This window comes from Streptomyces sp. NPDC002265 (genome assembly GCF_040296125.1).
Taxonomy (GTDB): domain Bacteria; phylum Actinomycetota; class Actinomycetes; order Streptomycetales; family Streptomycetaceae; genus Streptomyces.
In genome coordinates this window covers 1-10,183 of sequence record NZ_JBEOWS010000343.1, presented here as the reverse complement: position 1 = coordinate 10,183, position 10,183 = coordinate 1, and the positions used below count along the sequence as shown (strand labels likewise).

Sequence of the window (10,183 nt, the reverse complement as noted above, 5' to 3'; positions counted from 1 at the left end):
GGGCCCTGCCGCGGCCGCGACGCGCGGGGCGTCCGCCGGCCGGTGGTCCGGTGTCCGGTCAGCCCGCGAGGATCTCGCGCGCCAGCTTCGCCGTCTCGGTCGGCGTCTTGCCGACCTTGACGCCGGCGGCCTCGAGGGCCTCCTTCTTCGCCTGCGCGGTGCCGGAGGAGCCGGAGACGATGGCGCCGGCGTGGCCCATGGTCTTGCCCTCGGGCGCGGTGAAGCCCGCGACGTAGCCGACGACCGGCTTGGTCACGTTCTCCTTGATGAAGGCCGCGGCCCGCTCCTCGGCGTCGCCGCCGATCTCACCGATCATGACGATCAGGTCGGTGTCGGGGTCGGCCTCGAACGCGGCGAGCGCGTCGATGTGCGTGGTGCCGATGACCGGGTCGCCACCGATGCCGACGGCGGACGAGAAGCCGATGTCACGCAGCTCGTACATCATCTGGTACGTCAGCGTGCCGGACTTCGACACCAGGCCGATACGGCCCGGCTTCGTGATGTCGCCCGGGATGATGCCGGCGTTCGACTGGCCGGGGGTGATGAGACCCGGGCAGTTGGGGCCGATGATGCGGGTCTTGTTGCCCTGCGACACGGCGTACGCGTAGAACGCGGCCGAGTCGTGGACGGCGATGCCCTCGGTGATGACGACCGCGAGGGGGATCTCCGCGTCGATCGCCTCGACCACGGCGGCCTTGGCGAACGCCGGCGGTACGAAGAGTACGGACACGTTGGCGCCCGTCTTCTCCATCGCCTCGGCGACCGTGCCGAAGACCGGGATCTCGGTGCCGTCGAAGTCGACGGAGGTGCCGGCCTTGCGGGGGTTCACGCCACCGACGATGTTCGTGCCGTCGGCCAGCATGAGCTTGGTGTGCTTCATGCCCGTGGCACCGGTCATGCCCTGGACGATGACCTTGCTGTCCTTGTTGAGGAAGATAGCCATGGCTGTTTAGTCCCTCGTCCCTTACTTCGCAGCAGCCGCGAGCTCGGCGGCCTTGTCGGCCGCGCCGTCCATGGTGTCCACGCGCTGGACCAGCGGGTGGTTGGCGTCGGAGAGGATCTGGCGACCCAGCTCGGCGTTGTTGCCGTCCAGACGGACGACGAGCGGCTTGGTGACGTCCTCGCCACGGTCCTCGAGGAGCTTCAGGGCCTGGACGATGCCGTTGGCGACCTCGTCGCAGGCGGTGATGCCGCCGAAGACGTTGACGAACACGGACTTGACGTCCGGGTCGCCCAGGATGATCTCCAGGCCGTTCGCCATCACGGCCGCGGACGCGCCGCCGCCGATGTCGAGGAAGTTGGCGGGCTTGACGCCGCCGTGGTTCTCACCGGCGTACGCGACGACGTCCAGGGTGCTCATGACGAGACCCGCGCCGTTGCCGATGATGCCGACCTCGCCGTCGAGCTTGACGTAGTTGAGGTTCTTCGCCTTGGCGGCGGCCTCGAGCGGGTTGGCGGACTCCTTGTCCTGGAGGGCCTCGTGCTCCGGCTGGCGGAACTCGGCGTTCTCGTCCAGGGAGACCTTGCCGTCCAGGGCGATGACGTCGCCGGAGGCGACCTTGGCCAGCGGGTTGACCTCGACCAGGAGCGCGTCCTCGGCGATGAAGGTCTTCCACAGGGTGACCAGGACGTTCGCGACCTTGTCGGCGACCTCGGCCGGGAAGTTCGCGGCCTCGACGATCTCGCGCGCCTTCTCCGGGGTCACACCCTCGTTGGCGTCGATCGGGGTCTTGGCGACAGCCTCCGGACGGGTGGCGGCCACCTCCTCGATCTCCATGCCGCCCTCGACGGAGGCGATGGAGAGGAAGGTGCGGTTGGCGCGGTCCAGGAGGAAGGAGACGTAGTACTCCTCCAGGATCTCCGGGGCCGTCTCGGCGATCATCACCTTGTGGACCGTGTGGCCCTTGATGTCCATGCCGAGGATGTCCGTCGCACGGGCGACGGCCTCGTCCGGGGTCGCGGCCAGCTTCACGCCGCCGGCCTTGCCGCGGCCACCGACCTTCACCTGCGCCTTGACGACGGACTTGCCACCGAGACGCTCGGTGGCTGCGCGGGCGGCCTCAGGCGTGTCGATGACTTCACCGGCCAGCACCGGTACATCGTGCTTGGCGAAGAGGTCCCTCGCCTGGTACTCGAACAGGTCCACGCGCTTCCGTCCCTATCAGTGATCTCGCGGTTCGTTGGATGCGTGGGCGTGCCGCGAGGGCAACGTGACGACCGCTGTGTCACAGGGGGTGCGCACACGGTGTCCGAGCGCGCGGCATGTCCGTCTCGCAGGTTATCGCCGGTTGCGGAGGGTCTCTAAATCGAGGGTCACACCGCAGCGGTGATACCTGTCACATGATGCCGCGTATGCGGCACTCTTTGGCACGCCGTGCCGCGAAGGTGGGGCCTCACCGGGCTGGGGTTGACCCGGTGAGGCCCCTGGAACGGACCCCGGAAGGGGCCAGGACGGCCGATCCTCACCCCAATGAGGATCTTTCCGCCCTCCTCCGCAGGAACCGCCCCGGACCGACCGACGGCTTTCGGCCGTCCGGGTCCTTCGGTTCCGCGGAGTCGCTTGTCGGGCCGCACCGCGGCAGATGTCGCAGCGGGTGCCGCCGCGGGCGACGGGTCGCATGTCCCGCCGGGCGTGCACGCTCTGTGTGCACGGAACGTCCGGTGCACGATCCCGCGCGCCCCGCAACCGACGGCACGGCAAGGCCCCGTCCCGCTAGGCGGGGGATACGGGGATGTCCCGGTGCCTGTCCCCGGTCCCGGTGGCGTCCGCGCCCGCCGTGGGGCCGGCCACGAACCGCAGCGGAAGCTGCCGGTCCAGGGGGACGGCCTGTGCGTCGCCGTGGCGCGGCGTCGCGTCGTCGAGGTCCGGTCGGCCGGCCTGAACACGGTCGGAATCACCGGGCCGCGGCCCGTACGACGCACCCGGCACCCGGACCCCGCCCACCGCGACCGAGGGGACGGCGGCGGCCGGGGCGTGAACCGGGGCGGAGGAAGGAGCGGAGGAAGGGGCGGAAGCCAGGACGGAGGAAGGAGCGGAGGCCAGGGTGGAGGCCGACGCCGGGGCGAAGGCAGCGGCCGATACGCGAGGCGGGGCCGGGGCACGGAACGGGGCCGGGGCACGGGACGGGGCCGGGGCACGGGACGGGGCCGGGGCGGCGGCTCGGGGAGGTGTGCCTCCCGCCGCGTGCGCACGCTCCCCGCAGAGGAATCCCAGCGCGAACAGCCCGCCCGCCAGCAGCACGCCTTGCAGCGCACGCCGCCCGGCCGCCGTGCGCACCACGCGCAGAGCGGCTCCGGACAGGACGGCCGGCCAGATCAAGACGGGGGGATCCTCGGATACGACGGAACGGGTGACACGCGAGAGGCGGCGTCGATCCTCGCACGCGCCTCCCCGCGTCGCGCAAGCCCCCTGTTACCGATGAGTAGGCATGTCCGTTTTTCGCTTCCCGCCCTCCGTGACCGTCATGCCCCGGCCGTCCCGCCGTGGCCGTGCCTTCACCCCCGGTTCTACGGGACCGGTCCTCGCGGGGCGTGTCCCTCGGTGTCCGGCACCGGGATCGGCCGTTTCTCGATCGCCGCCGCCATCACCTCCGGGAACAGGTCGGGGGTGCAGGCGAAGGCCGGGGCCCCCAGTGCGGCGAGCGCGGCCGCGTGCTCCCGGTCGTAGGCCGGTGCCCCCTCGTCCGACAGCGCGAGCAGCGTCACGAACTGCACACCCGACGCCTTCATCGCCGCGACCCGCTTGAGCATCTCGTTGCGTATCCCGCCTTCGTAGAGGTCGCTGATCAGCACGACCACCGTCTCCGCGGGCCGGGTGATCCGGGACTGGCAGTAGGCGAGCGCCCGGTTGATGTCCGTCCCGCCGCCGAGCTGGGTCCCGAAGAGGACGTCCACGGGGTCGTCGAGCTGGTCGGTGAGGTCGACGACCGCCGTGTCGAAGACGACGAGCCGGGTGCTGATGGAGCGCATGGACGCCAGCACCGCCCCGAACACGGACGCGTAGACGACGGACGCCGCCATGGACCCCGACTGGTCGATGCAGAGGACGACCTCCTTCTTCACCGACCGCGAGGCACGCCCGTACCCGATGAGCCGCTCCGGCACGACCGTCCCGTACTCCGGCAGGTAGTACTTGAGGTTGGCCGCGATCGTGCGGTTCCAGTCGATGTCGTGGTGGCGCGGCCGGGCGACCCGGGCGCTGCGGTCGAGGGCGCCGGTGAGCGTGGCCCGGGTGCGGGCGGCGAGCCGCTTCTCCAGGTCCTCGACGACCTTGCGCACGACGGCCCGTGCGGTCTCCTTCGTGGTCTCGGGCATCACCTTGTTGAGGGAGAGCAGGGTGCCGACCAGGTGCACGTCGGCCTCCACCGCCGCCAGCATCTCCGGCTCCAGCAGCAGCGCGGACAGTCCGAGCCGGTCGATGGCGTCGCGCTGCATGACCTGGACGACGGAGGAGGGGAAGTAGGTCCGGATGTCGCCCAGCCAGCGGGCCACGGACGGCGCCGACGCCCCCAGCCCCGCCGCGCGGTCCCGCCCCGACTGCGGCCGGTCCCCCTTTCCGTAGAGCGCGGTGAGTGCCCCGTCCATCGCGGAGTCCTGCCCGGACAGCGCACACCCGGTGCCGTCGGCCGCGTCGCCGCCGAGCACGAGCCGCCAGCGCCGCAGCCGCTCCCCCGCCGGATCCGGGTCCGTCGCTGCAGTCGGTCCGGTCGTCATCCGTCCACCCCCACCAGGTCGTCCGTCGGGCTGTCCGGCACGCCGTCGCCGTCCGCGGCGGACGCGGGGCCGGTGTCGAGGCCGAGCAGCAGCCGCACCACCGGCAGTACGGCGTCCGCGCGCTCGGCGTCCGGCTGCGGGTCGAAGCCGGGGAGGCCGGAGCCCGGCCCGCCCGCCGTCCGCCCCGCCGCTCGGGGTCCGCGCCGCACCAGTTCCCCGAGCGTTCTGCGCACCCCCGGTTCGTACGTCGAGAAGGTGCGCCGCAGCAGCGGCAGCACGTCCGTGAACGCCCGGGCCGGTACGGCGGTGAGCCAACCGTCGACCAGAGCGAGCAGCCGCTCGTCGTGCACCAGGAGCATGCCGCCGCCGCCTGCGAAGCCCTCGATCCACGCGGCCGCCTCCCCGGGCGGTGTCCCCGGTGACAGCGCGAGCCCCATGAGCCGGGCCGCCTCGTCCTGCGCCAGCTCCCCGTCGTCCAGCAGCAGCCGCACGGCCCGCCCGCGCACCACGCCGGGAACGGTGTCCCGCCCCGACACCACCCCGAGCACCCGGTGCCAGCGCCCCCGCAGGTCCGCGCGCTCCGGTGAGAGCACGTCACCGAGCAGGGCCACCGCCCCGTGCACCTCGTCCAGCCGGCGCCGCATCTCGTCGGCCGCGTCGGCGTCGAGGCCTGCGCAGGCCGGGGGCAGGCCGACGAAGATCCGCTCGGCGAGGCCGGCGGCGACCTCGGCGAGCGCCCCGGTGTCCGTGCCGCGCACATCGCCGTAGCGCAGGGAGCGGACCAGGGCCGGCAGCGCCTGGGCGAGATGGCCGACGTCCGTGTCGAGGGCCGCGCGGTCGGCGAGGACCCGCATCACCGTGGGGAGCGCCGCCGGGAGGCCGGCCAGCAGGCAGTGCTCGGCCAGCGCGGTGACATCGGCGAGGCTCCGTGCGCCGACAGCGTCCGCCCGGGCCTTGCCGGTCGCGGCGGCGAGCAGGGTGGTCCCCCACACCCCGGCCTCGGCGACCCGTACGGTCAGCTCGGGCTCCCAGTGCAGCCGCCAGGTCTCCCGGAACGTGCCCGTGCTGCCCCGCGAGGCGGCCGGCTCGCCCCAGTCGACGCCCAGCAGCCGCAGCCGGTGCAGGAGGGTGCTGCGGCCCGCGTCGGTCTCCTTGCGCAGGTCGAGCTCCAGGTCCCGCGCCGACGCCTCCGGTCTGAGCCGCAGCCGGCGCTGCGACCGGTCGAGGTCGCGCTGCAACGGCACCGCCGGGGCGGTCCGCGGCACCTCGCCCAGGACGTCCCCCACCACCAGGCGGTCCTGCACCAGCGCCAGCGGCACGTCCGAGCCGTCGCACATCACCGCCCGCACGGCGTCCGTCATCTCGCTCAGTCCGGGCAGCGGGCGGCCGCGCATCGCCGCCAGTGTGTCGGCGAGCCGCACCGCCTCGATGACGTGCGCGGAGGACACGGGCCGGTCCTCCTCGCGCAGCAGTCCGGCGACCCTGGTCATCCAGCGCTCGACCGGCCGGTCCGGAGCGGTGAACAGATGCCCGTACCAGCCCGGCGAGTCGACACCGGCGCCGTATCCGCCGGCCCTGGAGAGCCGGCGGTGGGTCCACGGCACCCAGGTCACCTCCGCCTTGACCTTGGGCAGCCCTCTCAGCAGGGCCCGGTCGGCGGCCACGGTGGTCCGCCGCCGGAGCGCGGGCACGTGCCAGGCGCCGCACACCACGGCGACACCGTCCCCGAGCTCCCGCCGCGCCGCCCGCAGCTGGATCCGCATGTGCGCCTCCCGCACGGGATCCCGGTCGTACCCCCCGCCGCCGTACGTCTCGCGCAGCGCCGTCATGGCCTCCTCCAGTGCGGTGAACGGTGCGAGCGCGTCGCCCTCCTCCCCCGCGCCCCGGTGCTCGACGACGTCCTCCCACCAGCGCTCGGGATCGTCGTGTCCGGCGATCCCGGCGAGCACGCCGAGGGGGTCGATCCGCAGGTCGGCGCCGGGAGTGCGCCCCTCCGCCCCACCGCCCGCGTCACCCGAGTCGCCCGTGTCCGGCCCGTCCCCGTCCCTGTCGGCCTCCGCCGGTCCCCAGGCCAGGGTGTGCGCGGCCGGGAGGTCGATGAAGCGGGCCGGCACGCCGTGCTCCAGGGCCCAGCGGATCGCCACCCACTCCGGGGAGAACTCCGCCAGCGGCCAGAACGCCGAACGGCCCGGCTCGTCGACGGCATGGGCCAGCAGGGCGACCGGCGGCCTCATGTCCTCGTCGGCGGCCAGCGGGATCAGGTCGCCGGCCTCGGCCGGCCCCTCGACCAGGACCGCACCCGGCCGCGCGGCGTCCAGCGCGGCCCGCACGGCCCGCGCCGACCCCGGCCCGTGGTGCCGCACGCCGAGCAGCAGCGGTTCCCTCCCGCCCTCGGTCGTCATCCCGCTCCTCCCCCTCGTCCCCCTTGTCCCCCTCGTCCGCGACGTGGTCGCTGCCGGTGCTGCTCTGCTCGGCGCCCCGGGGGCCGGTCCGGCAGACAGCGCCCGGTGGCGTTCATCCGCTCACCTCCCGGCAGGCGCGGTAGAAGTCCTGCCAGCCGTCCCGCTCGCGCACGACCGCCTCCAGATACTCCCGCCACACAACCCGGTCGGAGGCCGGATCGCGGACCACGGCGCCGAGGATGCCCGCGGCGACGTCACCCGCCCGCAGCACGCCGTCACCGAAGTGGGCGGCCAGCGCAAGGCCGTTGGTGACGACGGAGATCGCCTCCGCGGTGGACAGGGTGCCGCTGGGCGACTTCACCTTCGTACGGCCGTCGGCGGTGATCCCGTCGCGCAGTTCACGGAAGACGGTCACCACGCGGCGGATCTCGTCGATGCCGTCGGGCGCGGCCGGCAGATCGAGGGAGCGGCCGATCTGGTCGACGCGGCGGGCGACGATGCCGACCTCCGCGTCGACGCTCTCCGGCAGCGGCAGCACGACCGTGTTGAAACGCCGGCGCAACGCGCTGGACAGATCGTTGACGCCGCGGTCGCGGTCGTTCGCCGTGGCGATCAGATTGAACCCGCGGACCGCCTGCACCTCCTGTCCCAGCTCCGGTACGGGCAGCGTCTTCTCGGACAGGATGGTGATGAGCGTGTCCTGCACATCGGCCGGGATACGGGTCAGCTCCTCGACGCGCACGGTCAGCCCCTGCGCCATGCCCCGCATGACGGGGCTCGGCACGAGGGCGTCGCGGCTCGGGCCGTGGGCGAGCAGCTGCGCGTAGTTCCAGCCGTAGCGGATCGCCTCCTCCGGAGTGCCCGCCGTGCCCTGCACCAGCAGGGTGGAGTCACCGCTGACCGCCGCGGCCAGATGCTCGGAGACCCAGGTCTTCGCGGTGCCGGGCACACCGAGCAGGAGCAGGGCGCGGTCGGTGGCGAGTGTGGTGACGGCGACCTCGACGAGGCGGCGCGGGCCGACGTACTTGGGTGTGACGACGGTGCCGTCGGGCAGGGTGCCACCGAGCAGGTAGGTCGCCACCGCCCAGGGCGACAGCTTCCAGCGGGCCGGGCGCGGACGGTCGTCCTGCGCGGCCAGGGCGGCCAGTTCGGCGGCGAAGGCCTCCTCGGCGTGCGGCCGCAACGCCTCCCCCGCACCTTGCGCGGGCGGATCGACCACCGTCGGTTCCACGGACACAGTCATGGCTGAGGTCCCCTCCAGCTCGGCCGGTTCGGATCTGGTGTCCACCGTGCACCACGCCACTGACAATCCGCTCCGACCTGCAGGGACGCCGGATCCGCAGGGGTCGGGTCCCGGCCTCGGGGCCGATTGTCAGTGGGGGGACCTACCTTCGATGTCATGACGCAGCAGGGGGTGCGCTGGACGGCGGACCAGGTGCTGGCACTGGCACCTGACGCCGCTTCAGGCAGGGCGGGGAGCAGGCTCGGCGAGGCCGGGCCGTGGTCCGAGGCGGGCAGTTCCGGCGAGGGGGCGGTGTGGGGTCTGTGCAAGGGGAGCGGCAGCGATCCGTACCGGACGGTGGTCGATGTCGCGGACGCGTCCGGTCCGGCGTACCGGTGCAGTTGTCCGAGCCGGAAGTTCCCGTGCAAGCACGCGCTCGGACTGCTGCTGCTCTGGGCGGGCGGGGACGGCGCGGTGCCGCCCGGAGAGCCGCCGGCGTGGGCCGGGCAGTGGCTGGAGGGGAGAAGGAACCGGGCGCAGGCACAACGGACGGAGGGCGCCGGGGGTTCCGCGCCGGGTGGCGCCGATCCCGAGGCGGCGCGGCGCAGGGCGGAGCGCCGGGCCGCCTCGGTGACGGCGGGGGCGACCGAGCTCGAGGAGCGGTTGACGGACCTGCTGCGCGGCGGTCTGGCCGCGGCGGAGCAGGCGGGGTACGGGCTGTGGGAGGAGACGGCGGCCCGCATGGTCGACGCCCAGGCGCCCGGACTGGCCTCCCGGGTAAGGGAACTGGGGACGATACCGGCGTCCGGTTCCGGCTGGCCCGTGCGACTGCTCGAGGAGTGCGCGCTGCTCCACCTGCTGGCCCGGGGCTGGCTGCGCCGCGAGCTGCTGCCGGACGGCCTGGCGGCGGCGGTCCGTACCCGCGTCGGCCTGCCCGGCGCGGCGGACGGCCCGCCGGTGCGCGACCACTGGCTGGTCCTCGCCCAGTACGACACGGGGGACACGAAGCTGACGACCCGCCGGATCTGGCTGCACGGCGCCACGACCCGGCGCACGGCGCTGCTCCTCTCCTACGGAGCCGCCGGCCGGTCCCCGGAACTCGCGCTGCCGGTGGGGCTGTCCCTGGAGGCCGAGGTGTCCGCCTACCCGGGCACCGGGCAGCCGCGGGTGGCGCTGGGCGAGCGGTTCGCGGCCCCCGTGCCGACCCGGCTGCGGCCGGCCGGCGGGTCGGCGGCCGACGCGACCGTCCGCTACGGCCGGGCGTTGCGGGACGATCCCTGGCTGGACTCGGTCCCGGTGACGCTGGAGCGGGTGATACCGGTCCCGGACGGCGACTCCTGGCAGCTCGCGGACGCCGAGGGGGACACGGCCCTGCCGCTGACGCCCGCCGCCCGCTCCCGGCCCGGCCTGTGGCGGCTGGTCGCGCTCTCGGGCGGCGGCCCCGTCAAGGTCTTCGGCGAGTGCGGCCACCGCGGGTTCACCCCGCTGACGGCCTGGCCCGAGGGCGCGGGCGAGGCGGTGTCCCTGTGCTGACCCGCCGGTCGTCGCCCGGCCCTGATCTGCCGCACGGCCCCCGTCCGTGGAAAGGAAGCCCGATGAAGCGGAAAGGAATCCGATGAACAGGACGTCCCCGCCGGTGGACACGCCCGCGCCGGGCTCCTGGGAGGACCTGGTCACCACGGCGCTGCTCGGCACCGACCGGCGTACACCCGCTCTCTCGGTGCCGGGCCGGGCGGCCCCGGCGGCGCTGCTGGACGCGGCGGCCGTCCAGACCGTACGCAGACGGGCCGGGCTGCGGCCGGCCCGCGCGGCCGGGCGGCCGCAGCCCGCGCCCGCCGACCCGCGC

General features: G+C 74.0%; 8 protein-coding genes. 2 read left to right on the top strand and 6 right to left on the bottom strand.

From position 1 onward, the window contains the following. Positions 1 to 58: 58 nt before the first annotated feature. The 6 genes from sucD to ABT085_RS38060 all read right to left on the bottom strand — a co-directional run bounded on the left by sucD (position 59) and on the right by ABT085_RS38060 (position 8,358). Positions 59 to 943 carry a succinate--CoA ligase subunit alpha gene (gene sucD / locus ABT085_RS38085; protein ID WP_351618979.1) on the bottom strand — a complete coding sequence of 295 codons (885 nt, stop codon included), beginning with the start codon at positions 941 to 943 and terminating at the stop codon, positions 59 to 61. A 21-nt stretch (positions 944 to 964) separates the two neighbouring features. Next, on the bottom strand, positions 965 to 2,146 hold the full coding sequence (gene sucC / locus ABT085_RS38080) for an ADP-forming succinate--CoA ligase subunit beta (RefSeq protein ID WP_351618976.1): 1,182 nt from the start codon (positions 2,144 to 2,146) through the stop codon (positions 965 to 967). A gap of 567 nt (positions 2,147 to 2,713) precedes the next feature. Further along, on the bottom strand, positions 2,714 to 3,319 hold the full coding sequence (locus ABT085_RS38075) for a hypothetical protein (RefSeq protein WP_351618973.1): 606 nt from the start codon (positions 3,317 to 3,319) through the stop codon (positions 2,714 to 2,716). Positions 3,320 to 3,507: 188 nt separating this feature from the next. Then, positions 3,508 to 4,713, bottom strand: a complete 1,206-nt coding sequence (locus tag ABT085_RS38070) for a VWA domain-containing protein (RefSeq protein ID WP_351618970.1) — start codon at positions 4,711 to 4,713, stop codon at positions 3,508 to 3,510. Then, positions 4,710 to 7,115, bottom strand: a complete 2,406-nt coding sequence (locus tag ABT085_RS38065; protein WP_351618967.1) for a DUF5682 family protein — start codon at positions 7,113 to 7,115, stop codon at positions 4,710 to 4,712. Before ABT085_RS38065 ends, ABT085_RS38070 begins: the two co-directional genes overlap by 4 nt. Before the next feature lie 112 nt (positions 7,116 to 7,227). After that, positions 7,228 to 8,358: an ATP-binding protein gene (locus tag ABT085_RS38060; RefSeq protein WP_351618964.1), complete on the bottom strand. Its 1,131-nt coding sequence runs from the start codon at positions 8,356 to 8,358 to the stop codon at positions 7,228 to 7,230. Between the two features lie 156 nt (positions 8,359 to 8,514). On the opposite strand from ABT085_RS38060, the gene ABT085_RS38055 reads away from it, so the two are divergent. Together ABT085_RS38055 and ABT085_RS38050 are read left to right on the top strand one after the other, a co-directional pair. Further along, complete coding sequence (locus ABT085_RS38055; protein ID WP_351618961.1) at positions 8,515 to 9,870, top strand: SWIM zinc finger family protein; 1,356 nt, start codon at positions 8,515 to 8,517, stop codon at positions 9,868 to 9,870. A gap of 82 nt (positions 9,871 to 9,952) precedes the next feature. Beyond that, positions 9,953 to 10,183: DUF5691 domain-containing protein (locus ABT085_RS38050; protein WP_502982910.1), on the top strand; the 231-nt coding region annotated here is incomplete at its 3' end.

Excerpts from the sequence above, each read along its gene's own strand:
- sucD (WP_351618979.1), bottom strand. The coding sequence starts at position 943 with ATGGCTATCTTCCTCAACAAGGACAGCAAGGTCATCGTCCAGGGCATG.
- ABT085_RS38070 (WP_351618970.1), bottom strand. The coding sequence starts at position 4,713 with ATGACGACCGGACCGACTGCAGCGACGGACCCGGATCCGGCGGGGGAG.
- ABT085_RS38065 (WP_351618967.1), bottom strand. The coding sequence starts at position 7,115 with ATGACGACCGAGGGCGGGAGGGAACCGCTGCTGCTCGGCGTGCGGCAC.
- ABT085_RS38060 (WP_351618964.1), bottom strand. The coding sequence starts at position 8,358 with ATGACTGTGTCCGTGGAACCGACGGTGGTCGATCCGCCCGCGCAAGGT.
- ABT085_RS38055 (WP_351618961.1), top strand. The coding sequence starts at position 8,515 with ATGACGCAGCAGGGGGTGCGCTGGACGGCGGACCAGGTGCTGGCACTG.